This window comes from Pseudomonas bharatica (assembly GCF_048586865.1).
Taxonomy (GTDB): domain Bacteria; phylum Pseudomonadota; class Gammaproteobacteria; order Pseudomonadales; family Pseudomonadaceae; genus Aquipseudomonas; species Aquipseudomonas bharatica.
Map to the genome: position 1 here is coordinate 444,877 of NZ_JBMAWR010000002.1, position 26,413 is coordinate 471,289.

General features: G+C 63.3%; 21 protein-coding genes. 7 read left to right on the forward strand and 14 right to left on the reverse strand.

Annotated features, from left to right (window positions below; all coding sequences use genetic code 11):
• The first annotated feature begins 67 nt into the window (after positions 1-67).
• The 5 genes from ACKLLE_RS04565 (at position 68) to fabB (ending at position 6,982) form a co-directional block, all read left to right on the forward strand.
• Positions 68-2,212, forward strand: a complete 2,145-nt coding sequence (locus tag ACKLLE_RS04565) for a TonB-dependent receptor plug domain-containing protein (protein ID WP_205884580.1) — start codon at positions 68-70, stop codon at positions 2,210-2,212.
• Entirely contained in the window at positions 2,212-3,105 is an 894-nt protein-coding gene (locus tag ACKLLE_RS04570; protein WP_064301815.1) for a hypothetical protein, read from the forward strand. Before ACKLLE_RS04565 ends, ACKLLE_RS04570 begins: the two co-directional genes overlap by 1 nt.
• Positions 3,102-5,018, forward strand: coding sequence for a response regulator (locus ACKLLE_RS04575; RefSeq protein WP_420057016.1), 1,917 nt, complete (start codon positions 3,102-3,104; stop codon positions 5,016-5,018). The genes ACKLLE_RS04570 and ACKLLE_RS04575 overlap by 4 nt, the downstream gene beginning before the upstream one ends.
• Before the next feature lie 216 nt (positions 5,019-5,234).
• On the forward strand, positions 5,235-5,750 hold the full coding sequence (gene fabA, locus ACKLLE_RS04580) for a 3-hydroxyacyl-[acyl-carrier-protein] dehydratase FabA (RefSeq protein ID WP_009396451.1): 516 nt from the start codon (positions 5,235-5,237) through the stop codon (positions 5,748-5,750).
• An 11-nt stretch (positions 5,751-5,761) separates the two neighbouring features.
• Positions 5,762-6,982 carry a beta-ketoacyl-ACP synthase I gene (fabB, locus tag ACKLLE_RS04585; RefSeq protein WP_009396450.1) on the forward strand — a complete coding sequence of 407 codons (1,221 nt, stop codon included), beginning with the start codon at positions 5,762-5,764 and terminating at the stop codon, positions 6,980-6,982.
• A gap of 160 nt (positions 6,983-7,142) precedes the next feature.
• Here fabB and ACKLLE_RS04590 read toward each other — a convergent pair whose 3' ends face one another.
• The 3 genes from ACKLLE_RS04590 to ACKLLE_RS04600 all read right to left on the reverse strand — a co-directional run bounded on the left by ACKLLE_RS04590 (position 7,143) and on the right by ACKLLE_RS04600 (position 10,448).
• Positions 7,143-8,768, reverse strand: coding sequence for a methyl-accepting chemotaxis protein (locus tag ACKLLE_RS04590; RefSeq protein WP_420057017.1), 1,626 nt, complete (start codon positions 8,766-8,768; stop codon positions 7,143-7,145).
• 141 nt (positions 8,769-8,909) lie between these two features.
• Entirely contained in the window at positions 8,910-9,374 is a 465-nt protein-coding gene (locus tag ACKLLE_RS04595) for a DUF3859 domain-containing protein (protein ID WP_420057018.1), read from the reverse strand.
• A 69-nt stretch (positions 9,375-9,443) separates the two neighbouring features.
• Positions 9,444-10,448, reverse strand: coding sequence for an amidohydrolase family protein (locus ACKLLE_RS04600; protein ID WP_420057019.1), 1,005 nt, complete (start codon positions 10,446-10,448; stop codon positions 9,444-9,446).
• 97 nt (positions 10,449-10,545) lie between these two features.
• Between ACKLLE_RS04600 and ACKLLE_RS04605 the strand changes: the two genes are divergently transcribed.
• Positions 10,546-11,406, forward strand: a complete 861-nt coding sequence (locus tag ACKLLE_RS04605; protein WP_420057020.1) for a pirin family protein — start codon at positions 10,546-10,548, stop codon at positions 11,404-11,406.
• 65 nt (positions 11,407-11,471) lie between these two features.
• Here ACKLLE_RS04605 and ACKLLE_RS04610 read toward each other — a convergent pair whose 3' ends face one another.
• The 4 genes from ACKLLE_RS04610 to ACKLLE_RS04625 all read right to left on the reverse strand — a co-directional run bounded on the left by ACKLLE_RS04610 (position 11,472) and on the right by ACKLLE_RS04625 (position 15,130).
• Positions 11,472-12,197 (reverse strand): dienelactone hydrolase family protein, encoded by a 726-nt coding sequence (locus tag ACKLLE_RS04610; RefSeq protein WP_420057021.1) that lies wholly within the window; start codon positions 12,195-12,197, stop codon positions 11,472-11,474.
• 57 nt (positions 12,198-12,254) lie between these two features.
• Positions 12,255-14,159, reverse strand: coding sequence for a molecular chaperone HtpG (htpG, locus tag ACKLLE_RS04615; protein WP_420057022.1), 1,905 nt, complete (start codon positions 14,157-14,159; stop codon positions 12,255-12,257).
• A gap of 108 nt (positions 14,160-14,267) precedes the next feature.
• Positions 14,268-14,729, reverse strand: a complete 462-nt coding sequence (locus tag ACKLLE_RS04620; protein WP_064301821.1) for a PaaI family thioesterase — start codon at positions 14,727-14,729, stop codon at positions 14,268-14,270.
• Positions 14,726-15,130: a PaaI family thioesterase gene (locus ACKLLE_RS04625; protein WP_080604730.1), complete on the reverse strand. Its 405-nt coding sequence runs from the start codon at positions 15,128-15,130 to the stop codon at positions 14,726-14,728. The genes ACKLLE_RS04620 and ACKLLE_RS04625 overlap by 4 nt, the downstream gene beginning before the upstream one ends.
• Positions 15,131-15,359: 229 nt before the next feature.
• Here ACKLLE_RS04625 and ACKLLE_RS04630 point away from each other — a divergent pair, with 229 nt between their 5' ends.
• Positions 15,360-15,644, forward strand: coding sequence for a hypothetical protein (locus ACKLLE_RS04630; RefSeq protein ID WP_037059233.1), 285 nt, complete (start codon positions 15,360-15,362; stop codon positions 15,642-15,644).
• Between the two features lie 58 nt (positions 15,645-15,702).
• On the opposite strand, the gene ACKLLE_RS04635 is transcribed toward ACKLLE_RS04630, so the two are convergent.
• The 7 genes from ACKLLE_RS04635 to ACKLLE_RS04665 form a co-directional block, all read right to left on the reverse strand.
• Positions 15,703-16,443, reverse strand: coding sequence for a DUF599 domain-containing protein (locus ACKLLE_RS04635; RefSeq protein WP_064301823.1), 741 nt, complete (start codon positions 16,441-16,443; stop codon positions 15,703-15,705).
• Between the two features lie 262 nt (positions 16,444-16,705).
• Entirely contained in the window at positions 16,706-18,019 is a 1,314-nt protein-coding gene (brnQ, locus tag ACKLLE_RS04640; RefSeq protein ID WP_009396304.1) for a branched-chain amino acid transport system II carrier protein, read from the reverse strand.
• Positions 18,020-18,413: 394 nt separating this feature from the next.
• Entirely contained in the window at positions 18,414-19,298 is an 885-nt protein-coding gene (gene sucD, locus ACKLLE_RS04645; protein ID WP_004376004.1) for a succinate--CoA ligase subunit alpha, read from the reverse strand.
• Positions 19,298-20,464, reverse strand: a complete 1,167-nt coding sequence (gene sucC, locus ACKLLE_RS04650) for an ADP-forming succinate--CoA ligase subunit beta (protein WP_009396303.1) — start codon at positions 20,462-20,464, stop codon at positions 19,298-19,300. The genes sucD and sucC overlap by 1 nt, the downstream gene beginning before the upstream one ends.
• Before the next feature lie 175 nt (positions 20,465-20,639).
• On the reverse strand, positions 20,640-22,076 hold the full coding sequence (gene lpdA, locus ACKLLE_RS04655; protein WP_064301824.1) for a dihydrolipoyl dehydrogenase: 1,437 nt from the start codon (positions 22,074-22,076) through the stop codon (positions 20,640-20,642).
• 96 nt (positions 22,077-22,172) lie between these two features.
• Entirely contained in the window at positions 22,173-23,396 is a 1,224-nt protein-coding gene (gene odhB / locus ACKLLE_RS04660; protein ID WP_009396301.1) for a 2-oxoglutarate dehydrogenase complex dihydrolipoyllysine-residue succinyltransferase, read from the reverse strand.
• Positions 23,397-23,436: 40 nt separating this feature from the next.
• Complete coding sequence (locus ACKLLE_RS04665; protein ID WP_009396300.1) at positions 23,437-26,268, reverse strand: 2-oxoglutarate dehydrogenase E1 component; 2,832 nt, start codon at positions 26,266-26,268, stop codon at positions 23,437-23,439.
• Positions 26,269-26,413 lie beyond the last annotated feature (145 nt).

Here is a 26,413-nt window from a genome sequence, read left to right on the forward strand (position 1 = left end):
CATTATACGGAGCGTCGAAGTCTCCACCAGCGCCAGATCACTGGAAAATGCCGGCTACTCGGTTAACATGCCGGTTTCGTTTACCGATCAAGGCCGCCCCGTGTTCCCTGGCCCACGCCCTTCACACCCTTTGTTGCTCCTGGCCGCCCTGGTCGGCGGGCCGGCGGTTGCCGACGATCTGTTCGTCGATAGCCAGGCCCTGCCCCAGGTTCTGACCGCCACCCGCCTGAAACAATCCCCGGCCGCCGTGCCCGGGAGCATGACCGTGCTCGACGCCGAGCTGATCAAGGCCAGCGGCGCCCGCGACATCCCCGAGCTGCTGCGCCTGGTGCCGGGGATGATGGTCGGCTACGGCGCCGGCAACCAGGCGACGGTCAACTACCACGGCAGCAACGTCAACGACGCGCGGCGCATGCAGGTGCTGATCGATGGCCGCTCGGTGTACCGCGCCGGCCTGGCCACCGTGGACTGGAGCGATATTCCGCTGGCCATGGAGGATATCGAGCGCATCGAGGTGTTCCGCGGGCCGAACACGGTCAGCTACGGTGCCAATGCGCTGATGGCGGTGGTCAATATCCTTACCCGCAGCCCGGCCGACAGCCACGGCACGCGGCTCAAGGTGACCCGCGGCCAGCGCGGCATCGACGACTTCTACGCCAGCCAGGGCATGGGCTGGGACGGCGGCGACCTGCGCCTGTCGCTGTCGGGCATGCAGGACGACGGCTTCGACCATAACGCCACGGGCGGCGACTACCGCGACAGCCGGCGCCTGACCCGCTTCAACATCAGCGCCAGCCACACCCTTGATCTCAACCAGAGCCTCGACTGGCAACTCTCGGCCAAGGAAGGCAGCGACCAGCGCCCCTACACCTACCAGCCGGTCTTCCCCTACGTCACCGAGCGCGGCAACGATGCCGACGTCAAGGCCAAGGACTACGCCGGCTCGCTGCGCTGGAACATCGATTTCGACCCGGGCCACAGCCTCTATGTACAAGGCTCGGCGCAGCACTGGGATCGCCAGCAGGTGTGGCGTGCCTGCGATGCGCAACTCGCCTTCAGCCCGGAACTGACCCGCCTCTGGCAATTGAACCCGAACTACGCCGAGCAGGTGGCGCGCAACGCCAACAACCCGCCGCCCAATGCCGACCCGGTGCTCCAGGACCTGGCCCGGCAGGTCGGCAATCAATGGAACAGCGGCGGCAAGAACGTGGTGTGCGGCGACGTCGACCAAAGCACCCGGGAAACCCGCTACGACCTGGAGATCCAGGACACCCTGAGCCTGGCCGACAACCTGCGCCTGCTCAGCGGCGTCAACTACCGCTACGACCGCGCCGACTCCGAGACCTATTTCAACGGCAGCCTCGACGACCAGACCTGGCGCCTGTTCGGCCAGCTCGAATGGCGGCTGGACGAGCACTGGATCGTCCAGGGCGGCGCGATGTACGAGAATTCGCGGCTGGCCGGCGATTCGCTGACCCCGCGGATCGCGGTGAACTACCTGATCACCCCGCGCCACGGCCTGCGCGCGGTGTACTCCGAGGCGGTGCGCTCGCCGGACATGTTCGAGAACAACGTCAACTGGAGCTACCGGGTCAGCAACCTGACGCCGCCGGCCTTCGGCCAGAGCACCGCCGAGTACTTCGTCAAGACCCGCGGCCCGGGCAACCTCGACCAGGAACTGATGCGCTCGCGGGAAGTGGGCTACAACGGCTACTTCGCCGACCTCGACCTGAGCGTCGATATCAAGCTGTTCCACGACCGTATCACCGGCATGATCAGCGAGCCACTGCGCAACAACCAGTACATCGCCAGCAACAGCAACGAAGCGCGCTTCACCGGCAGCGAGACGCAACTGGACTGGCGGGCCAGCGCCAACGATCGCGTGCGCCTGACCTACGCTTATGTCGACGCCGAAGCCAGCAACCCCGCCGACCAGCGCCTCAGTGCACGCAACAGCGGCTCCGCCGGCTGGATGCGCGACTGGGGGCGGGGCTGGTCCAGCGCCCTCTTCTATTACGGAGACGACGCCCTGAACCAGTACCGTTTCGAGCGGGTCGACCTGCGCGTGGCCAAGCGCATCGCCCTGCCCCGGGCCAGCCTGGAACTGTCCGGGACCTTGCAGCAGCGTCTCGACGACCAGCCCACCGCCAATGTCGACAACCGCTACGACAGCCGCCACCTCCTGTATTTCAGCGCGGAGCTGGAGTTCTGATGAGGTTCTGGCGGCGCTGGCTGCTGCTGGTCCTGCTCTGGCCGCTGGTGTCCCTGGCCGGCGGCGAGATCCTCCTGACCGGTGCCCAGGACAGCAGCGGCGTGCGCGAATTCGTCGAAGCGCTCAAGACCCGGCGCCCGGCGGACACGGTGCGCTTCGTGCCCCTGGCGCAACTGCCGGAACCGGCCCGGCTGCGCAGCGACACGCGGCTGATCCTGCTCGACCCCGAAGCGCTGGACTGGCGCATGCGCGAGCCGGCCGGGCCGCCGGCGCTGGTGCTGCGCATCAGCCGGGTCCAGGCCCGGCAGCGCCTGGGCGACCTGCGCCCGGCGTACCTCAGCCTGCTTTGGAGCGACCCGCCCCTGGCCCGGCAACTGCATCTGGTCCGCTACCTGCTGCCCCAGGCCCACCGGGTCGGCGTGCTGTACAGCGAGCAAAGCCGCTTCCTCCTCGATGAACTGCGCCAGGCAGCCCGGCCGCTGGGCATGGAGATCGATGCGCAACCCTGGCCCGACCTGCGCGACAACCGCCCCCTGCAAAGCCTGCTCAAGGAAACCGACGTTCTGCTCGGCCTCGACGATCCCTCGCTGTACAACCCCAAGACCGCGAAAAACCTGCTGCTCAGTGCCTACTCAAGGCAGATGGCGCTGGTCGGGCCGAATGCCGGCTTCGTCCGCGCCGGCGCCCTGGCCAGTACCTTCAGCGACCAGAACGCCTGGCTGGCGGTGATCGACCGCCTGCTCGACCAGCCCCCGGAAAAATGGCCGCGCAGCCATTACCCGGAGTATTTCAGCGTAACCGGCAACCAGCAGGTCGCCCGGGCCCTGGGCATCGAGGCGATCGACCCCGATGCCGCCAGGCAGGCCGTGTCCGCAGGAGAATCCGCCCGATGAAAAGCTGGGATATCAGTACCCGTACCCAGATCATCAGCCTCGGCCCGGCCCTGGTGCTGACCTTGCTGCTGATCGGCTTTTTCACCTTCGTGCGCATCCAGGACCTGCGCCAGGAACTCAACCATACCGGCCAGTTGATCGCCAACCAGCTTGCCCCGGCCTCGGAATACGGGGTGATCTCCGGCAACGACGAAGTGCTCGAAGGCCTGATGCGGGCGACCCTGACCATCCCCCATGTGCGCTTCCTCGAAGTGCAGGACAGCGCCAACCACATCCTGGTCTATGTCGAGCAGCCGGACGAACACGTCAACCGCGCCCAGCAGGTGGAAGTGTTCCAGGCGCCGATCCGCCTGCAGCGGATCAGCCTCGATGGCGACTTCCTGCACAATGGCGAGCAACCGGCGAGCATCGTCGCCGACGATTACCTTGGCCGGGTGATCGTCGGCATGTCCGATGACGCCTTCAGCCAGCGCCAGCAGGAAATCGTGATAAAGGCGGCGATCCTCGCCCTGTTCGCCCTGGTCTTCACCTTCCTGCTGGCGCGCCGCCTGGCCCGTAGCCTGGCGACCCCGATCGCCGACATGGGGCATGCGGTCAAGGCCATCCAGAAAGGTGATTTCGACACGCCGTTGCCGGTGGTGGACGACAACGAGCTGGGGCACCTGGCGCAACATATCAACAACCTGGCCAGCGGCCTGGCCCAGGCCTCGCGCGAACAGCAGGAGGCCATGGCGCAGATGATCCAGGCCCGCGAGGAAGCCGAGCAGGCGAACAAGGCCAAGTCGGAATTCCTGGCGATGATGAGCCACGAGCTGCGTACCCCGATGAACGGCGTGCTGGGCATGCTGCAACTGCTGCAGACCACCGAACTGAGCGATGAGCAGGCCGAATACACGCTGGTGGCCAGCGAGTCCACCGGGCACCTGCTCAAGGTGATCAACGACATCCTCGACTTCTCGCGGATCGAACGCACCGGGCTGCAACTGGAACAGATCGATTTCAACCTGGCGGAACTGATCGGCAGTTGCGTGCAGTCCTTCCTTCACGCCGCCCAGCAGCGTCACCTGGCGCTGCAACTGGAAATGCCCGAGGGCCTGGAGCGGTTGCAGGTGTGCGGCGACCCGACGCGGATCCGCCAGGTACTGGTCAACCTGATCGGCAACGCCCTGAAGTTCACCGAGCAGGGCAGCGTGCGGGTGGTGCCGCGCTGGCAGGTGCTGGACCGCCAGCTGATCTGGTTCACCTGCGCGGTGCAGGACACCGGCATCGGCATCGAAAACAGCCGCCTGGAAGCCATGTTCGTCGCCTTCCAACAGGCCGACAGCTCGATTTCCCGGCGCTATGGCGGCACCGGCCTGGGCCTGTCCATCGCCCGCAACCTGGCCGAACGCATGGGCGGCAGCCTGCGGGCGGAAAGCCGCGAGGGCCAGGGTTCGACCTTCACCCTGGAAATGCCCCTGACCCTGCGCCCGCACGACCGTCCGCAGGCATTGCCGGCCAACGTTGCCGGGGCGGACGACGGCAAAGGGCAGTCGGTATTGCTGGTGGAGGACAACCCGGTCAACCAGGCGGTGATCCAGGCCATGCTGCGCAGCCTGGGGCTGGAGGTGATCGTTGCGGCCGACGGCGCCCAGGCCATCAGCCTGGTGGCCCGGCAGCGCTTCGCGGCCGTGCTGATGGACTGTCGCCTGCCGATCGTCGATGGCTACGAAGCCACCCGGCGCCTGCGCCAGTTGCCCCAGGGCCGCGACCTGCCGATCATCGCCCTGACCGCCAACGCCCTGCAGGGTGATCGCGAGCGTTGCATTGAAGCCGGGATGAACGATTACCTGGCCAAACCGTTCAAACGCAATGAATTGCAGGAGATTCTGCAGCGCTGGCTACCCGCTCAGGCAAGCGCGACTGGCGAATAATGCAAAATTGCGGCAGTCTTACACGCCGAACCGATCTGCAAGAAAGGTCTGTCGGAAAAATTTCAGTGCACAGGTGTACATCTTCGTTCGCTGTGCTGTGACTTTCACTACAACGCAATAGTCTATGAGTAGGCTGCCGCCCCGGAGCCAAGGGCTTTCGGAGGGCGGATCGGGAAGAACCGGTCCCTGCCGCACGAGGATTATTGAGGAGCTCGCATGACCAAACAAAACGCCTTTACCCGGGAAGACCTGCTGCGCTGCAGTCGCGGTGAGCTGTTCGGCCCAGGTAACGCGCAACTGCCCGCCCCCAACATGCTGATGGTGGATCGCATTGCCCACATCAGTGAAGAGGGCGGCAAGTACGGCAAAGGTGAATTGGTCGCCGAGCTGGATATCAATCCGGACCTGTGGTTCTTCGCCTGCCACTTCGAAGGCGATCCGGTGATGCCGGGCTGCCTGGGCCTCGACGCCATGTGGCAGCTGGTTGGCTTCTTCCTTGGCTGGCAAGGCCTGCCGGGCCGCGGTCGCGCCCTGGGTTCGGGCGAAGTGAAGTTCTTCGGCCAGGTGTTGCCGGAGGCGAAAAAGGTTACCTACAACATTCATATCAAGCGCGTCCTGAAGGGCAAGCTGAACATGGCCATCGCCGATGGCTCGGTCAGCGTCGACGGTCGCGAGATCTACACCGCCGAAGGTCTTCGCGTCGGTGTATTCACCTCCACTGAAAATTTCTAAGGGTTATTCGCATGCGCCGCGTCGTAATCACCGGTCTGGGCATCGTTTCCTGCCTGGGCAATGACAAAGAGACCGTCTCCGAAAACCTGCGTAAAAGCCGTCCGGGCATCCGTTTCAACCCGGAATACAAGGAAATGGGGCTGCGCAGCCAGGTTTCCGGTTCCATCGACCTCAACCTCGAAGAACTGATCGACCGCAAGGTCTATCGCTTCGTCGGCCACGCCGCTGCCTACGCCTACCTGGCGATGCAGGACGCGATCAAGGACTCCGGCCTGACCGAAGAGCAGATCTCCAACCCGCGTACCGGCCTGGTGGCTGGCTCCGGCGGCGCCTCGACCCTGAACCAGATGGAAGCGCTGGATACCCTGCGCGAGAAAGGCGTCAAGCGCGTCGGTCCGTACCGCGTGACCCGCACCATGGGCAGCACCGTTTCCGCGTGCCTGGCCACGCCGTTCAAGATCAAGGGCATCAACTACTCGATCTCCTCGGCCTGCGCCACCTCCGCACACTGCATCGGCACCGCCATGGAGCAGATCCAGTGGGGCAAGCAGGACATCGTCTTCGCCGGCGGCGGTGAAGAAGAGCACTGGAGCCAGTCGTTCCTGTTCGATGCCATGGGCGCCCTGTCGACCAAGCGCAACGATGAGCCAAGCAAGGCTTCGCGCGCCTACGACGCCGACCGTGACGGCTTCGTCATCGCCGGCGGTGGCGGCATGGTGGTGGTCGAGGAGCTGGAACACGCCCTGGCCCGTGGCGCCAAGATCTACGCGGAAATCGTCGGCTACGGCGCCACTTCCGACGGCTACGACATGGTTGCCCCGAGCGGCGAAGGCGCGATCCGCTGCATGCAGCAGGCGCTGTCCACCGTCGATACTCCGATCGACTACCTGAACACCCACGGCACCTCGACCCCGGTCGGCGACGTCGCGGAAATGAAGGGCGTGCGCGAAGTGTTCGGCGACAAGGCCCCGGCCATCAGCTCGACCAAGAGCCTGTCCGGTCACTCCCTGGGCGCTGCCGGCGTGCACGAAGCGATCTACTGCCTGCTGATGATGGAAGGCAAGTTCATCGCCGGTTCCGCCAACATCGACGAGCTGGATCCGGAAGTCGCCGACCTGCCGGTGGTTCGCGAAACCCGCGAAAACGCCAAGATCGACACCGTGATGAGCAACAGCTTCGGCTTCGGCGGCACCAACGCCACCCTGGTGCTCAAGCGCTGGGAAGGCAAGTAAGGGCTAGCCCGCTTGCAAAAAACGCCCCGACTGGTTCGGGGCGTTTTTGTTTCTGAAGCACACTGCGGACCCTGTGGGAGCGGGTTCACCCGCGATTGCGGTAGTGAATCTACCATAGCAATCGCGGGTGAACCCGCTCCCACAGGGTCCGTGTGAAGCCTTACACCGAGAAGCGCCGCACCAGCCCGTTCAGGTCCACCGCCAGTTGCGACAGCGCCTGGCTGGCCTCCACCGTTTGCGACGCTCCCGCCGAACTCTGCAACGCCAGGTCGCGGATATTGGTGAGGTTGCGATCCACCTCCCGCGCCACCTGCGCCTGCTGCTCCGAGGCGCTGGCGATCACCAGGTTGCGCTCGTTGATCCGGCTGATCGCCGTGGCAATCTCTTCCAGCGCCGCCCCGGCCGCGTGCGCACCATCCAGGGTGCTGCGCGCCCGTTCGCGGGTTTGCTGCATGCCATCCACCGCGCGGTCGGTGCCCTGCTGGATACCATCGATCATCTGCTCGATTTCCCGGGTCGACTGCTGGGTCCGATGGGCCAGCGCCCGCACCTCGTCGGCCACCACGGCGAACCCGCGCCCGGCATCGCCGGCCCGCGCCGCTTCGATCGCGGCGTTGAGCGCCAGCAGGTTGGTCTGCTCGGCAATCGAGCCGATGACGTCGAGCACCTTGGAAATCCCGTGCACCTGCTCCGCCAGTTGCCCCACTTCATCGACGTTCAGGCTCACGCCCGCGGCCAGTTCCTCGATGGACACCACGGTCTGCTGGACCTGGGCCACACCCTCGCGGGCGATACGATCGGACTCCCTCGACGCCTCGGACGTGGCCACGGCATTGCTGGCCACCTCCTCCACCGCCGCAGTCATCTGGTTGACCGCCGTCGCCGCCTGTTCGATTTCCTGGGTCTGCTGCTGCAGGCCACGGGTCGCATCCTCGGTGACCGCGCTCAGCTCTTCCGAGGCCGAAGCCAGCTGGTTCGACGAGTCGGAGATGCGCCCGATGGTGTCGCGCAGGCTTTGCTGCATCTGCTTCAACGCCACCAGCAGGCGCGCCGGTTCGTCGCGGCCCTGGATACTGATCTGCGGAGTCAGGTCGCCGCTCGCCACCACTTCCGCAACCTGCAGCGATTGGGCCAGGGGCTTGACAATGCTGCGGGTCAGGACCAGCGCCAGCACCACCGTGAGCACCAGGGCGCCGATCAACAGGCCGATGACCCACACCCGTGCGGCGAGATACACCGCTTCGGACTGGCTGGTGGCCATATGAGCGTGCTGGTTGTTGAGATCGATCAACTGGTTGAGGGTGGTGGTGAGGTTGTCGGCGAGCTGGTTCATCTCGCCGTTGACCAGGGCTTCGGCGGCCTCGATGCGATCACTGGTGGCCAGGCCCACCACCTGGGCCTGCATGCCCAGGTACTGCGTCTGCAGTTCGATATAGCGGTCGAACAGCACGCGCTCCTCGGGCAGCACGATGAGCGCGTCGTAATCGGCCTGGGCCTTGCTCAGGGCCTGCTTCAGGGCGTCGATACGGGAGATGTTCTGCTGCTGCGCCGCCGGGTCGCGGTTGACCAGCAAGCGCAGGGTCAGGGCACGTATGCGCAGCATGTCCTGGCTCATGGTGCCGACACTGATCACGCTGGGCAGCCAATTGCTTTCCACCTGCTCGGACTGCTCGCGCATGCTCGACATCTGCACCAGCGAGAACAGCCCAAGGGTCACCACCAACAGCGCCAGCAGGCCGAAGCCCAGTCCGGCCCGGGGCGCTATGTTCAGGCTTCTCAAACTCATCGCACGGTTCCTTCCGAAGATGCTGCATCCGTCATGCAGCGGACACTTCTTTAGAAGGTATCGGACCGTCGACTTTTTGCGTAAGAAGAAATGGTGATATTAAATTGCCCAATCATCGCGACCACCGCATCGCCGGAATGATCAGCGAACGGTGAAACGTTTCTCCGCCAGCAGGCGATCACCCTGGAACACCATGAAGTGCCACTCGCCCGGAATCGCCTCGTGATGCTCGGTGAATTCGTAGGCCATCACGTCCTGCGGCGCAGCCGGGACCAGCTTCTGCACCACCTCGAATTTGTCGTGGCGCTTGCCGTCCGGGGTGACGATGCCCGGGGTGAGGTACAGCAGGGTCAGCGGGGTATCGTCGGCGGTCTTGCCTTCGAGGCGGTAGCGGATGCCGAATTTGCTGCCCAGCCTGGCCGGGACGACATCGGTGGCCTGGATCGCCTGGCTGTTCATGGTAATGACCCGTTCACCGGGCTGCGGGTTCTTGATGTTGGTCTCGAACACGCCGTATTCCACCGGTCCCTGCACCCGCACCTCGGCCTGGGCCAGGCCGGCCATGCACATCAGCCCGACCAGGGCGCTAAAACGGCTAGTCAACATGTTGCGCTTCCTCTGTAGTGGATCGCGGCAGACTATGACCCGGCCATGACAGGCTGATGACAATCGCGCTCAACGCGGCTTGGGCAGCACCGCGAGGAAGTTGTCCCTGGCCACCTTGTGCGCGATGCCCTCCGGCAAGGCGTCCAGGAACGGGGCGAAGCCCTGGAACTGCTCGCCCAGGCTGGAAAAACGCCCGACCACGTCGGAGCCGAGCATGAAGCGCTCGGGAAAGCGCTCGACCAGTGCCAGCCACGCCTTGCGCGGCGTGCCCTTGTCGTCCAGCAGATAAGGTTGCAGCACGCTCCAGGACAGATCGACATACAGGTTGGGGTAATCCTCCAGCAGGCGGGTCAGGGTCGGCAGGAGAAAGTCCATTTTTTCCTGGTGCCGATGAATCTCCATGCTGCTGCCGGCATGGGCCCAGATGAAGCGGGTATGCGGGTGATTGCGCAGCGGCTCCTCGATTTCCGCCAGGTACAGCGGATTGCGCTCGCGCTTGGAGGTGATGTTGGAGTGCAACAGCACCGGCAGGTCGCGCTCGGCAGCCAGATGATAGATGCGGGTCATGGCCTCGTTGTTGGCCCGGGGCGTATCGCCGCTGGTGAGGGCCGTCAGGTCGTCATGGCGGGTGAAGACCTCGCCTATGCCCTGCCAGAGCCCTGGATGCAGCTCCAGCATGCGCTCGATATGGGCCACGGCATTCTTGTCCACCGGATTGATCCCGGACAGGAACGGATGGAACCGCTTGCGCTGCTCGGGCGGCAGCTTCTCGACGGCTGCTGCGACGTAGCTGTCGGTGGCGCTGTACCAGTAGGCATCGGCATCGTCGCCGGCGTAGTAGCGCGGACGCTTGGGCTCGTCCTCATGCCACTTCTTGGCGACCGGGATGCCGCTGATCATCGACTGCTCGATACCGGCCTTGTCCATGGCTTCGAGCAGCGCGGGCATGCCCTCGGTTTCCTGGAAGAAATCCACGTAGTGCAGGTGGGCGTCGCTGTAGCGGTAATCCCGTGCCTGCGCGGCGCCGACCAGCAGCCCGGCGCATAGCAATGCGCCCAGGGTTCTTGCGAGCATTGCTGCCCTCCTTGCTCGTGCTTGGGACAGGGTAGACCGCGCGCCGGCGGCAGCGGTTCGCTATGCTAGGCCGACTTCAACCTGGCTGGAGCCTGCCATGACCTCGCCCTTGGTAATCCGCCCCCGCGCCGAATCGGTCGAGGGCCAGCCCATCCTGCGCCCGCTGCCCTCGGCCAGGTGCCGCAGTGTCGGCCCCTTCGTGTTCTTCGACCATATGCTGCAGACCGACTACCCGCCGGGGCATGGCATGGACATCCGCCAGCACCCGCATATCGGACTGTCGACCCTCACCTACCTGTTCGAGGGGGAACTGCTGCACAAGGACAGCCTGGGCTCGTCGCAGCGGGTCAGGCCCGGCGAGGTGAGCTGGATGACAGCGGGCGCGGCCATCGCCCACGTCGAGCGCACGCCGCAGGATCTGCTGGAAAAAGGCTCGCGACTGCATGGCCTGCAGATCTGGCTGGCGTCGCCGAAAGAGGCAGAACAAGGCGCCGGGCACTATAGCCATCACCCGGCAGGCAGCCTGCCAGTCAGCGAAGCGCTGGGGGTGAAGATACGCATGATCGCGGGCAACGGCTTCTGCCTGGCGTCGCCGGTGCCGGTGCTCTCGCCCACGCTGTACGCCGAAGTATTCATGGAAGCCGCCACGACCTTGTGCGTGCCGGATGAGCACCAGGAACGGGCGGTGTATGTACTGGCCGGCGAAGTGCGGCTGGATGACGAGCTGCTGGAACCGCAGACGCTGGTGGTGCTGAACGAAGGCGAGGAAGCCAGTCTGTATGCCGAGGGCGAGAGCCATCTGGTGATCATCGGCGGCGCCCCGCTGGATGGGCCACGGCGGATGAACTGGAATTTCGTGGCGAGCGATCCGGGGTTGATCGATCGGGCCCGGGAACGATGGGCGGCCGGGGATTGGCCGGTGGTTGCGGGTGAGTCAGGGAGGATCGAGTTGCGCTGAAGTCAGCAATCGCCGGCAACGCCGGCTCCCACACTGTGGGAGCTGGCTTGCCAGCGATGAGGCCCTCAAGCCTTGAACACTTCTTCCAGCAGATTGTGCATCGCCGTGAACGCCCGCTTCGAGGTCCGTGCGTCATACATCATCTTGCCCGGCACATTCGCCCCCGGATCGGTGAACGAGTGCACCGCACCGCCGTAGCTGAGCAACTGCCAGTCCACACCGGCCGCGTCCATCTCGGCCTCGAAGGCTGGCAATTGCTCCTTGGGCACCAGCGGATCGGCCGCGCCATGCAGTACCAGCACCGCGCCCTTGATGTTCTTCGCATCCGCCGGGTCCGGGGTATCCAGGGTGCCATGGAAGGATATCGCCGCCTGCAACGGCGCACCGTCGCGAGCCAGTTCCAGGGCACAGCAGCCACCGAAGCAGAAACCGAACGCCGCCAGCTTGCCCGGGCTCAGCAGCGCCTTCGATTGCCCGAGCAACTGCGCCACGGCCGCCTGCATGCGCTTGCGCAGCTCGGCGCGGTCATTCTTCAGCGGCATCATCGCCGCACCCGCCTGCTCGGCATTCTGCGGCCGCACCGATTGCCCATAGAGGTCGGCGATCAGCACCACATAACCTTTCTGCGCTACCGCCCGGGCAATCCGCTCGGCACCTTCGCCGATGCCCATCCAGTTCGGCGCCATCACCAGCGCCGGCTGTGGCTGCGCGCCATGGGTGTAGACCAGGCGGCTTTCATAGGCTTCACCGCCGACGTGGTAGACCAGCGATTCGATCGTCACATTGCTCATCGATTTCTCCTTGCAAGAATGAAAAAAGCCCGCCGAAGCGGGCTTTCCTGCATCACATCAGACCGACAACTCGACCAGCAGCTTGTTCAGCCGGCGCACGTAGGCGGCCGGGTCCTTCAGGCTGTCGCCGGCGGCCAGCGCCGCCTGGTCGAAGAGGATATGCGAGAAGTCGGCGAAACGGTCTTCGCTCTGCTCGTTGTCCAGCTTCTCGATCAGCGGGTGGGTCGGGTTGAATTCGAAGATCGGCTTGGAATCCGGGACCTTCTGCCCACTGGCTTCGAGGATCTGGCGCATCTGCAGGCCAAGGTCCTGTTCGCCGATGGCGAGGATCGCCGGGGAATCGGTCAGGCGGTGCGACACGCGCACTTCGCTGACACTGTCACCTAGCGCGGCCTTGAGGCGCTCGACCAGGCCTTCCTTCTCCTTGGCGATCTCTTCCTGGGCCTTCTTGTCTTCTTCCGAATCCAGCTTGCCCAGATCGAGGTCGCCACGAGCGACATCGACGAAGCTCTTGCCATCGAACTCGTTGAGATAGCTCATCAGCCACTCGTCGATGCGGTCGGTCAGCAGCAGCACTTCGATGCCTTTCTTGCGGAAGACTTCCAGGTGAGGGCTGTTCTTGACCTGCGCATAGGACTCGCCGGTGAGGTAGTAGATCTTGTCCTGGCCTTCCTTGGCGCGAGCCAGGTAGTCGGCCAGGGAGACGCTCTGCTCGCCGCCTTCCTCGTGGGTGGAGGCGAAGCGCAGCAGGCCGGCGATCTTTTCCTTGTTGGCGAAGTCTTCCGCCGGCCCTTCCTTGAGGACCTGGCCGAAGTTCTTCCAGAACGCCTTGTACTGTTCGGGTTCGTTCTTCGCCAGCTTCTCCAGCATGTCCAGCACGCGCTTGGTCAGCGCCGACTTCATCGAGTCGATGATCGGATCCTTCTGCAGGATCTCGCGCGAGACGTTCAGCGACAGGTCGTTGGAATCGACCACGCCCTTGATGAAGCGCAGGTACAGCGGCAGGAACGACTCCGCCTGGTCCATGATGAACACGCGCTGCACGTACAGCTTCAGGCCGCGAGGCGCTTCACGCTGGTACAGGTCGAACGGCGCACGGGCCGGAACGTAGAGCAGCGAGTTGTATTCCAGCTTGCCTTCGACCTTGTTGTGGCTCCAGGCCAGCGGGTTTTCGAAATCGTGGCCGATGTGCTTGTAGAACTCCTGGTATTCCTCGTCCTTGATCTCGGTACGCGGACGGGTCCACAGGGCGCTGGCGCGGTTGACCGTTTCCCATTCCTGGGTAGGCTTCTCCTCGCCTTCGGCGGCCGGTGCTTCTTTCGGCAGCTCGATCGGCAGGGCGATATGGTCGGAGTACTTCTTGACGATGTTGCGCAGGCGCCAGCCGTCGGCGAACTCTTCCTCGCCCTTTTTCAGGTGCAGGACGATGCGGGTGCCGCGCTCGGCCTTGTCGAGGGTGGCAACTTCGAATTCACCCTCGCCTTTCGACGACCAGTGCACGCCTTCGGCGGCCGGCAGCCCGGCGCGGCGGCTGAACACGTCGACCTTGTCGGCGACGATGAATGCGGAGTAGAAGCCCACGCCGAACTGACCGATCAGGTGCGAGTCCTTCTTCTGGTCGCCGGTGAGGTTCTTCATGAAGTCGGCAGTGCCGGACTTGGCGATGGTGCCGAGGTGGGCGATGACTTCATCGCGGCTCATGCCGATGCCATTGTCTTCGAGGGTGACGGTGTTGGCGTCCTTGTCGAAGCTGACACGGATCTTCAGGTCGGCGCCGCCTTCGAGCAGCTCGGGCTTGGCCAGCGCTTCGAAGCGCAGCTTGTCCACGGCATCGGAGGCGTTGGAGATCAGCTCGCGGAGGAAGATTTCCTTGTTCGAATACAGCGAATGGATCATGAGGTGCAGCAGTTGCTTCACCTCGGTCTGGAAGCCCAGGGTTTCTTTTTGAGTCTCCACACTCATGGTCTTCAAAACTCCGATCTGATGGCATTGATAGCGCTGGCGGGCGGCCTTGCGGACACGCATCCCGCCAGTCGCAACGGGATGAACAGCAGATGGGGCCATGGAGGACTATTTCAAGGGCGCGACCAGTTCTTTGATCTTGAAATGCGCCCGGGCCGTGGCAATGGGCTCGGCGGGGTCCGCCTGCCAGGCAGTGATCGCCACGTTGGTCACCCGGCGGCCCTGGCGCCACAACTGGCAACGGGCGAAGGTATCGCGCAAATGGCCGGCCCGCAGGTAGTCGATGGAGAAGTCGATGATCTTCGGAATGCTCGCACTTTCGCTGAAGACCAGCAGGTACAGCGCCGCCGACAGCTCCATGAAACCGGCGATCACGCCGCCATGGATCGCCGGAAGCAACGGGTTGCCGACGTTGTCCGGGTTGGCCGGCAGACGGAACAGCAGGTCGTCGCCGTCACGGCTGCACTGGATGCCGATCAGCCCGGCATAGGGAATCAGCCCGAGCAGGGCCGAGTAATCGCCGCGGGCATGCGCCTCGCGCAGTTGCCGATGAACCTGGGCCGGGATCATTGCGCTTCTCCCTTGAGCGTGCGGGCGAAGTTGAGGCCACCCTTGATGTCCTTGCCCAGGCGCATGTAGGTACCGACCACCTGGGCGATGGGCTGCCCGGGGTCGGCCTGGTAGCAGGCGCCGCGAATGAAGATCACCTCGCGGCTGACCCGGTAGCAATGGGCATGGCCGAACAGGTCCTGGTGGGCGACTCCGGGGCCCATGTAGTCGACCCGCAGGTCGAGGGTCGGGCAAACCTCGAATTCCGGCAGGGCGCAGAGCGTGGCCATGCCCAGCGCCGTATCCATCAGGGTGGTGATCGCACCGCCATGAACCGCTCCAGTCTGCGGGTTGCCGACGATCGAGGGGGACCAGGGCATGCGCAGGGTGATGCCCTCCCCGTTCGCGCACTCAACCTGCATGTTCAATACCTGGCAATGACGTAACGCAGAAAGGAAACGTTCGGCCCGCCGCAGCAACGACGACTCGCTCTTATCCACAGCTATCTCCAAAAGTGTGCGGACCTGCACAGAGCAGACAAAAAGTCTATATGGATCCGTTACTTATATATGTGTATCGTGCGCGGAACTTAAATCCGAAGGGACAACTCAAAGGATTCAAGTAATGCTATTCCACAAGGAGAAACACCCCATGCGTAAACCTTTTGCTTATGCCGTCATGATCGCCGCCGCCCTGGGCCTCGCCGCTTGCGACAAAGCCAGCGAAAACAAAGCTCAGGATGCTCAACAACATGCCGAGCAAGCCCAGCAGAAGATGGACGAAGCTCAGGATAAAGTGAACGAGGCCGCTAAAGAAAACGCCGAAGCCGCCAAAGACTCCGCTGAAGCTGAACAAAAAGCCGCTGAAGAAGCTGCGAAAGAATCCGCTCCAGCTACTCCGGCGCCGACCGCTCCGGCAGAACCTGCCAAGCAGTAAGGCTTGCTGGAATAAAAAAACCCGACTTCGGTCGGGTTTTTTATTGGTCGGCGAACACTCAGAGCGAACTTTCGCTCTTCGCCATCTCCACGCTGGCTTCGGTCGGCGTATACACCATGACGTCCAATACATCCGAATGGAACTCACGGCGATACAACACCAGCACTACGCCCGCACTCATCGCCATGAATGCCCATGGGCTGATGAACCAGCTGAGCATGGCCATGCCGAAGTAATAGGAACGCAGGCCAAAGTTGAACTGGTTGGCCGCCATGGAAATCACCCTCGCCGCCCGCGCTGCAAAGGCCTTGCGCTCCTGCTCGCTGACCTGGCGCTCGCCGATCATCGGCGCCGACCCCACCAGCACCGCCGCGAAGTTGTATTGGCGCATGCACCAACTGAAGGTAAAGAAGGCGTAGACGAAGACGACCGCCAGGCACAGCAGCTTGATCTCCGACATGCTTTGCGAGGCCTGCTGCACCAGTGGCAGGTCGGCCAGCAATGACAAGGCGCGATCGGAAGCGCCGAGTACGGTAAGGATGCCGGCGAGAATGATCAGGGTGCTGGAGGCAAAGAACGACGCATTGCGTTCCAGGTTGCCGATTACGCTGGCATCGGCGATGCGGTTGTCGCGCAGCAGCATGCGGCGCATCCAGTCTTCGCGGTACAGGTGCATGACGCTGGCCAGGCAGGCGGTGTCGCGTCCCTTCCAGGTGGCATAGCGGGTATAGCCGCCCCAGCAGGTAATGAACCATAGGGCGGCAGCCAGGTTGGTCAGGTTGCTCAGAATGAAGCTCATGAAGGGTTCCGTTGGGCGGTGACGGCAGTTCGACGTCCACACACTCAAAAAGGACACTGCGCGGACCCTGTGGGAGCGGGTTCACCCGCGATTGCGACGGTGAATCCACTACCGTAATCGCGGGTGAACCCGCTCCCACAGGGTCCGTGTACGCTTTGAGAAGGCATGAAAAAGCCCCGCCTCCGGGGTAGGAGGCGGGGCTTCGGGTATCACCGTCGGCAGGCGTTGATGGCTTGTGGCCTCGCCTGCCCTGCGGCGCTACTTAGGCCGTCACTTCGCGCGGCTTGCCGAGCATGCGATCGCACACCACGGCAACCACCAGGGTCGCCACGCACGGCACCAGCCAGGCCAGGCCCTGCTCGCTCAGCGGCAGGTGTTCGGCCCAGGCCGGCAGCCAGTGCTCCAGGCCGGCGCCCTTCAGCGCGTCGATCACGCCGAACACCAGCGATACCGCCATGACCGGGGCCATGATGCGGGTCTGCGAGTGCCACATGCCTTTGCAGAAGCTCAGGCCGACCAGCACGATGCACGGCGGGTAGATGGCGGTCAGTACCGGGACCGAGAACATGATCAGCTTGGTCAGGCCAAGGTTGGAGACCAGCAGCGAGAAGCCAGCCAGCAGCACCACCAGCGCACGGTAGGACAGCGGCAGCAGGCGGCTGAAGTATTCGGCGCAGGCGCAGGTCAGGCCAACCGCGGTAACCAGGCAGGCCAGGGCGATCAGCACCGCCAGGAAACCGCTGCCCAGCGAGCCGAAGGTGTGCTGCACATAGGCATGCAGCACCACCGCACCATTGGTCGCGGTCGCAGCGATATCGTGGCTGCCGGCACCGAGGCGGAACAGGCTGATATACACCAGGGTCAGGCCGACACCGGCGATCAGGCCGGCGATCACCGCATAGCGGGTGATCAGGCGCGGCGAATCGACGCCACGGGAGCGGATCGCATTGACGATGACGATGCCGAACACCAGCGCGCCCAGGGTATCCATGGTCAGGTAACCCTGGATGAAGCCTTGCGAGAACGGCGCCGCCACATAGGCTGGCTGCGCTTCACCAAGGGTGCCCGCTGGCAGGGCGAACGCGGCGATGCCGAGCACGGCCAGGGCGATGATCTTCAATGGCGCAAGGAAGCGGCCGACGGTGTCGAGCAGCTTGCCCGGGTACATGGACACCGCCAGCACCACCAGGAAGTACACCAGGCTGTAGATGAACAGCGCGGTCGGGCTTTCGCCGGTCAACGGCGCCACGCCCACCTCGAAGGACACAGTCGCGGTACGCGGGGTGGCGAACAGCGGGCCCACCGCCAGGTAGGCAGCCGCCGCCAGCAGGCCACCGGCGACCTTGCCGATCGGGCTGCTCAGTTCGTCCATGCCGCCGCCGACCTTGGCCAGGGCGATCACGGTGACCACCGGCAGGCCGACTGCGGTGACCAAAAAGCCCAGCGCCGCCATCCACACGTAAGGACCGGACTGCAAACCCACGATAGGCGGGAAAATGATATTGCCGGCCCCGACGAACAACGCGAACGTCATAAAGCCAAGCGCCAGGATGTCCTGGCCTTTCAAAACTTTCATTTAAGGAAATACCACACTGCGTAAATCGGAATTTAGAGAGGGATTTCCCCTTGGGTTAGGGAAATGTTTTTTCCACCCTGATTGAGGCGGACTTTTATAGCGTGGCGCTTCCTTTTGGGCGGCGGACACGAAATGAACGCGCATGGTACTCAAATTGACGCTCTGGCGCACGGCCTCGGGGCGGATTGTCCGATGAGTGAACCAGAATGTCGCAAACGGTTGCGTCAAATCAAGCGACGCGTACCCTGTGGGAGCGGGTTTACCCGCGATGGCATCGGTGGGATCACTACCGCAATCGCGGGTGAACCCGCTCCCACAGGGTACGCGTCCAACTCACGCAAACGAAAAAGGCCACCCGAAGGTGGCCTTTTTCTGCCTGGTCAGCGAAGAAGTCTTACTTCTTCACTTCCCAACCGGTCAGCTCGGCCAGGGCCTTGCCGATGTCGGCCAGCGAACGCACGGTCTTGACACCTGCGTCCTGCAGAGCAGCGAATTTCTCGTCCGCAGTGCCCTTGCCGCCAGAGATGATGGCGCCAGCATGGCCCATGCGCTTGCCCGCTGGGGCAGTCACACCGGCAATGTAGGAAACCACTGGCTTGGTCACGTTGGCCTTGATGTAGGCAGCCGCTTCTTCTTCAGCCGAACCACCGATCTCGCCGATCATGACGATGGCTTCGGTTTTCGGGTCTTCCTGGAACAGCTTCAGGATGTCGATGAAGTTGGAGCCCGGGATCGGGTCGCCACCGATACCGACGCAGGTGGACTGACCGAAACCGGCATCAGTGGTCTGCTTGACGGCTTCATAGGTCAGGGTGCCGGAACGGGAAACGATACCGACCTTGCCTGGCAGGTGGATGTGACCTGGCATGATGCCGATCTTGCACTCGCCCGGAGTGATGACGCCCGGGCAGTTAGGGCCGATCAGGGTAACGCCCAGCTCGTCGCACTTGACCTTGGCGTCCAGCATGTCGAGGGTAGGAATACCCTCGGTGATGCAGACGATCAGCTTGATGCCGCCGAAGGCCGCTTCCAGGATCGAGTCCTTGCAGAAAGGAGCCGGAACGTAGATGACCGAAGCGTCAGCGCCGGTAGCTTCCACGGCTTCCTTCACGGTGTTGAACACCGGCAGGCCCAGGTGGGTGGTGCCACCCTTGCCTGGGGTTACGCCGCCGACCATCTTGGTGCCGTAGGCGATGGCCTGTTCGGAGTGGAAAGTACCTTGCGAGCCGGTGAAGCCCTGGCAGATGACTTTGGTGTCTTTATTGATCAGGACGCTCATTACTTGCCCTCCGCAGCTTTGACAACTTGTTGAGCAGCGTCGGTCAGGCTGGTGGCCGCAATGATGTTCAAACCGCTTTCTGCCAGTACTTTAGCGCCCAGTTCGGCGTTGTTGCCTTCGAGGCGAACGACGACCGGTACTTTAACGCCGACTTCCTTCACCGCGCCGATGATGCCTTCGGCAATCATGTCGCAGCGAACGATGCCGCCGAAGATGTTGACCAGGACGGCCGCGACATTGCTGTCGGACAGAATGATCTTGAAGGCTTCGGTAACGCGCTCTTTGGTAGCACCACCACCTACGTCGAGGAAGTTGGCTGGCTTGCCGCCGTGCAGGTTGACGATGTCCATGGTACCCATGGCCAGGCCGGCACCGTTGACCATGCAGCCGATGTTACCTTCGAGGGCAACGTAGTTCAGTTCGAACTTGGCAGCGTGGGCCTCACGGGCGTCGTCCTGGGACGGGTCGTGGAAGGTCTTCAGCTTCGGCTGACGGTACATGGCGTTGGCATCGATGTTGATCTTGGCATCGAGGCAGTGCAGGTCGCCGTCGGCCTTGATGACCAGCGGGTTCACTTCCAGCAGGGCCAGGTCGTGGTCCTTGAACAGCTTGGCCAGGCCAACGAAGATCTTGGCGAACTGTTGCACCTGCTTGCCTTCCAGGCCCAGCTGGAATGCCAGCTCACGGCCCTGGAACGGCTGGGCACCGACCAGCGGGTCGATGGTTGCCTTGAGGATCTTCTCGGGAGTGTCGTGAGCGACTTTCTCGATGTCCACGCCACCTTCGGTGGAAGCCATGAACACGATACGGCGGCTCGAACGATCGACCACAGCGCCCAGGTACAGCTCTTTGGCGATGTCGGTGCAGGACTCGACCAGGATCTTGGAGACTGGTTGACCGTTGGCGTCAGTCTGGTAGGTCACCAGATTCTTGCCCAACCATTGTGCAGCGAACGCCTTGGCGTCTTCCTTGCTGCGAACCAGCTTGACGCCGCCCGCTTTGCCGCGACCACCGGCGTGGACCTGGGCTTTTACAACCCACTCGGTGCCGCCGATCTTGTCGCAGGCTTCTGCTGCTGCTTCAGGGGTATCGACTGCGAAACCCTTGGAAACTGGCAGGCCGTATTCAGCGAACAGCTGCTTACCCTGATACTCGTGAAGATTCATGCTTTTTACCGTCTTCGTTAGGTACTGCGCTTCGGCGCTGCGCCCGCGAGGGGTGCCGCGCCACCTGTGACCGCTTGCCCCCGGTATGCTCCGGGAGTTCGAGTCCGGCGGACTTTCCGCGGTGAGTCATGCACGCAAGACTCACGACGGGCCGTCCGCCGTGGTTTTCTTATGATTAACGCTTCTTACGGTTGGCTACGTGGATGGCACCGCCATTCACGGCCAGCGCGGCTTCATGCAGCGCTTCGGACAGGGTCGGATGGGAGAAGACCATCATGCCCAGGTCTTCGGCACTGGTGCCGAATTCCATTGCGATTGCACCCTGCTGCACCAGTTCGGCGGCGCTTGGGCCAATCACGTGTACACCCAGGACGCGGTCGGTCTTGGCATCGGCGATGACCTTGACGAAACCGCCGGTATCGTTGGCTGCCATCGCACGGCCGCTGGCCGCGAACGGGAAGGTGCCCACGTTAACCTCAACACCTTCTGCCTTCAAGGCTTGTTCGGTCTTGCCGACCCACGCGATTTCCGGGTGGGTGTAGATGACCGACGGGATCAGGTCGTAGTTCATCTGGGCCTTGTGGCCCTTGATGCGCTCGACGACCATGATGCCCTCTTCCGAGGCCTTGTGCGCCAGCATCATGCCACGCACCACGTCACCGATGGCGTAAACGCCTGGCACGCTGGTAGCGCAGTGGTCGTCAACGAACACGAAGCCGCGCTCGTCGATGGTCACGCCGCTGTCGGCAGCCAGCAGGTCGGTGGTCACCGGACGACGGCCGACCGCGACGATCAGCTTGTCGAAGGTGATCTTCTGTTCGCCGTTGGCGTCGGTGTAGGTGACTTCGACTTCGTCGCCGTTGACCTTCGAACCGGTCACGCGAGCGCCCAGCTTGATGTCCAGGCCCTGCTTGGTCAGGGTTTTCAGCGCTTCCTTGGAAACCGCGGTGTCGGCGGCCATCAGGAAGGTGTCCAGGGCTTCCAGGACGGTGACTTCGGCACCCAGGCGAGCCCAGACCGAACCCAGCTCCAGGCCGATCACGCCGGCACCGATGACGCCCAGGCGCTTCGGAACCGATTGGAATTCCAGGGCGCCGGTGGAGTCGACGATGACGTTCTGGTCGACCGGAGCCGGCGGAATGTCGATCGGACGGGAACCGGAAGCCAGGATCACGTTCTCGGCTTCGATGATCTCGGTGCTGCCGTCAGGCTTGGTGACTTCGACCTTCTTGCCGGCCAGCAGCTTGCCGTGGCCCTGGATCGAAGTGACGCCGTTGGCCTTGAACAGGGTGGCAACGCCGCCAGTCAGGTTCTTGACGATACCGGCCTTGCGGCCAACCATCGCGGCGACGTCCATCTTGACTTCACCGGTGGAGATACCGTGGACGTTGAAGCTCTCCTTGGCTTCCTTGTACTTCCAGGAGCTGTCCAGCAGCGCCTTGGAGGGAATGCAGCCAACGTTCAGGCAGGTACCGCCCAGGGCCAGTTTGCCTTCGGCATCGGTGTACTTCTCGATGCACGCGGTCGTGAAGCCCAGTTGGGCGGCCTTGATGGCAGCCACGTAGCCGCCAGGACCTGCACCAATTACTACTACGTCGAACTTCTGGCTCATAAAAAGATTCCTTTATAGCTTCAAGCAGCAAGCCACAGGCTGCACGGCGACCGGCTCCAGACCAGGAGCGCGGCGCCTGCAGCCTGCGGCTGCGTATTAGATATCCAGCAGCAAGCGAGCCGGGTCTTCCAGCAGGTTCTTGATGGTTACCAGGAAGGTCACGGCTTCCTTACCGTCGATCAGGCGGTGATCGTAGGACAGCGCCAGGTACATCATCGGACGGATCACGACCTGGCCATTGATGGCCATCGGACGCTGGATGATGTTGTGCATGCCGAGGATCGCAGCCTGCGGCGGGTTGACGATCGGGGTCGACATCATCGAACCGAAGGTGCCGCCGTTGGTGATGGTGAAGGTGCCGCCGGTCATCTCTTCGATGGACAGCTTGCCGTCACGGGCCTTCTTGCCGAAGGTGGCGATGCCGTTCTCGATCTCGGCCAGGCTCATCAGCTCGGCGTTGCGCAGCACAGGAACCACCAGGCCACGGTCGCTGGAAACGGCGACGCCGATGTCCGAGTAGCCGTGGTAGACGATGTCGGAACCGTCGATCGAGGCGTTGACCGCAGGGAAGCGCTTCAGGGCTTCGGTAGCGGCCTTGACGAAGAACGACATGAAGCCCAGGCGCACGCCGTTGTGGGTCTTCTCGAACAGGTCCTTGTACTTCGAACGCAGGGCCATGACTTCGGTCATGTCGACTTCGTTGAAGGTGGTCAGCATGGCCATGTTCGACTGTGCTTCGACCAGGCGCTCGGCAACCTTGGCCCGCAGGCGGGTCATCGGTACGCGCTTCTCGGTGCGGTCGCCAGTGGCGGTGACCACCGGAGCGGCGGCAGCGGCGGCCGGCTTGGCAGCCGGGGCAGCGGCAGGCGCGGACTTCTTGGCGGCAACGGCGGCCACGACGTCTTCCTTGGTAACGCGACCACCCTTGCCGGTGCCGGCAACGGAAGCCAGGTCGATGCCGTTTTCTTCAGCCAGCTTGCGTGCGGCCGGGGCAGCGATCGGGTCGTCTTCGCCAGCGTCGGCGGCAGCAGCTGCCTGGGCAGGCGCGGCAGCCGGGGCAGCAGCAGGAGCGGCGGCGACGCCACCGGCCTCGATCGAACCCAGGACCTCGTCGGACAGGACGGTGTCGCCCTCGCCCTTGACGATCGCGCCCAGTACGCCATCAGCGGTGGCCAGGACTTCCAGAACGACCTTGTCGGTCTCGATGTCGACGATCAGCTCGTCACGCTTGACGGCTTCGCCCGGTTTCTTGTGCCAGGTGGCAACGGTGCCGTCGGCAACCGATTCCGGGAAGGTAGGGGCTTTGATCTCGATAGCCATTATCAGTGGTTCCTTAATTCGGTTTCAGGTGCGCGAGGCATTAAACGGTGAAGGCATCTTGCAGCAGTTTTTCCTGCTGCTCGGCGTGCATCGAAGCGTAACCACAGGCCGGGGCCGCAGACGCATCACGACCGGCGTACTCAAGGACCAGTGCCTTGTTGTGACGACCGAGGATACGGCGCATGTGGTGCTGGCTGCTGTACCAGGCGCCCTGGTTCATCGGTTCTTCCTGACACCACACCACGTCCTTCAGTTCGGTGTATGGCGCGAGGATTTCAACCAGATCGTCTTCAGGGAACGGATACAGTTGCTCGATACGCACGATGGCGATGTCTTCACGACCTTCGGCACGGCGTTTTTCCAGCAGATCGTAGTAGACCTTGCCGCTGCACAGGACCAGACGGGTGACTTTCTTCGGATCGAGGGTGTCGATCTCCGGGATCACGGTCTGGAACGAGCCTTCGGCCAGATCTTCCAGGGTCGAGATGGCCAGCTTGTGGCGCAGCAGCGACTTCGGCGTCAGTACGATCAGCGGTTTGCGCAGCGGACGGATCACCTGGCGGCGCAGCAGATGGTAGATCTGGGCCGGGGTGGTCGGTACGCAGACCTGGACGTTGTGCTCGGCACACAGTTGCAGGTAACGCTCCAGGCGCGCCGAGGAGTGCTCGGGACCCTGGCCTTCGTAACCGTGTGGCAGCAGCATGGTCAGACCGCACAGGCGGCCCCACTTGTGCTCGCCGCTGGTGATGAACTGGTCGACCACCACTTGCGCGCCGTTGGCGAAGTCACCGAACTGGGCTTCCCAGATCACCAGCGCGTTCGGCGTGGTGGTCGAGTAGCCGTATTCGAAGGCCAGTACCGCTTCTTCCGACAGGAAGGAGTCGTACAGGTCGAACTTCGGCTGGCCGTTGAACAGGTTCTGCAGCGGCAGGTAGGTGCTGGCGTCCTTCTGGTTGTGCAGTACCGCGTGACGGTGCGAGAAGGTGCCGCGACCGACGTCCTGGCCGGTGATGCGAACCGGGTGGCCTTCGAACAGCAGGGTCGCGTAGGCCATGGTTTCGGCGTAGCCCCAGTTGATCGGCAAGCCACCGGCCTGCATCTTCTGGCGGTCTTCGTAGATCTTCGAAACCTGGCGCTGGACCAGGAAGCCTTCCGGCAGTTCCAGCAGCTTGGCGGACAGTTCCTGCAGGGTCTTCAGATCGAAGCGGGTGTCGTGACGCGCGGTCCAGGCATGGCCCAGGTACGGACGCCAGTCGACGAACAGCTCCTTGTTCGGCTCCTTGACCAGGCTTTTCACCACGTGCAGGCCGTTGTCCAGCGCATTGCGGTACTCGTCGACCTTGGCCTGGACGCGCTCGGCATCCAGACGACCCGCCTGCACCAGGCTGTCGGCGTAGAGTTCACGGGTAGTGCGCTGCTTGGCGATCTGCTGGTACATCAGCGGCTGGGTGCCGTTCGGCTCGTCGGCCTCGTTGTGGCCGCGGCGACGGTAGCAGACCAGGTCGATGACCACGTCACGCTTGAACTGCATGCGGTAGTCGACGGCCAGCTGGGTCACGAACAGCACCGCTTCCGGATCGTCGCCGTTCACGTGCAGGATCGGCGCCTGGATCATCTTGGCGACGTCGGTGCAGTACTCGGTGGAACGGGAGTCCAGCGGGTTGCTGATGGTGAAACCAACCTGGTTGTTGATCACGATGTGCACGGTACCGCCGGTCTTGAAACCGCGGGTCTGCGACATCTGGAAGGTTTCCATGACCACGCCCTGACCCGCGAAGGCGGCGTCACCGTGGATGGAGATCGGCAGGACCTTGTCGCCAACGGTATCGTTGCGGCGGTCCTGGCGGGCGCGAACCGAACCTTCCACCACTGGCGAGACGATTTCCAGGTGGGAGGGGTTGAAGGCCATGGCCAGGTGCACTTCGCCACCGGCGGTCATCACGTTGGACGAGAAGCCCTGGTGGTACTTCACGTCACCGGAGCCCAGCTCGACCTTCTTCTTGCCTTCGAACTCGTCGAACAGCTCGCGCGGGTTCTTGCCGAAGGTGTTGACCAGCACGTTGAGACGGCCGCGGTGGGCCATGCCGATAACCACTTCCTTGGTGCCGTAGGAGCCGGAGCGCTGGATCATTTCGTCCAGCATCGGGATCAGGCTCTCGCCACCTTCCAGGCCGAAACGCTTGGTGCCCGGGTACTTGGTGCCCAGGTACTTCTCCAGGCCCTCGGCCGCGGTAACGCGCTCGAGCAGGTGGCTCTGGATGTCGGCGGAGAAGGACGGACGGCCACGCACGCTTTCCAGGCGCTGCTGGAACCAGCTGCGCTGCTCGGAATCGACGATGTGGGTGAACTCGGCGCCGATGGTGCGACAATATGTCTGCTGCAACGCCTCGAGGATTTCGCGTAGGCTCGCTTCCTCTTTGCCGATGAACAGGTCGCCGGCACGGAAGGTCGTATCAAGATCGGCATTGGTCAAGCCGTAATGATTGATCGACAGGTCTACTGGCGCAGGGCGCTGCCACAACCCCAGGGGGTCGAGCTTCGCAGCCTGGTGGCCGCGCATACGGTAGGCCTGGATCAGTCGCAGTACTTCAACCTGCTTCTTCTCATGCTCACTGCTCACGCTACCGGCGGACACCGGTTGGGCGCGGCGCTGGTTCTTTGCCAGCAGCACGAAATGGTCGCGGATCGTCGAGTGCGATACATCGGTAGCAGTGCTGCCTTCTGCGGGCAACTTCTGGAAGTAGGTGCGCCACTCTTCTGGCACGGCGTTAGGGTCGTGCAGGTAGAGCTCGTAGAGCTCTTCCACATATGCAGCGTTACCACCTGACAGGTGGGCGCTGTTCCACATGCGCTGCATCACGCTTTCTTGCATGCTTGGTCACCCTCGGTTAGGGGCCTCGATCGGCAGAACCACGTAAGCCTGGAGTCATCTCACCAAAACCAGGCCTGCAAGATCCCGCAGATTTACCGGGTACCAGCCCGGATGCCCCTGCTGGTCTCATATCTTCATAGGTAAA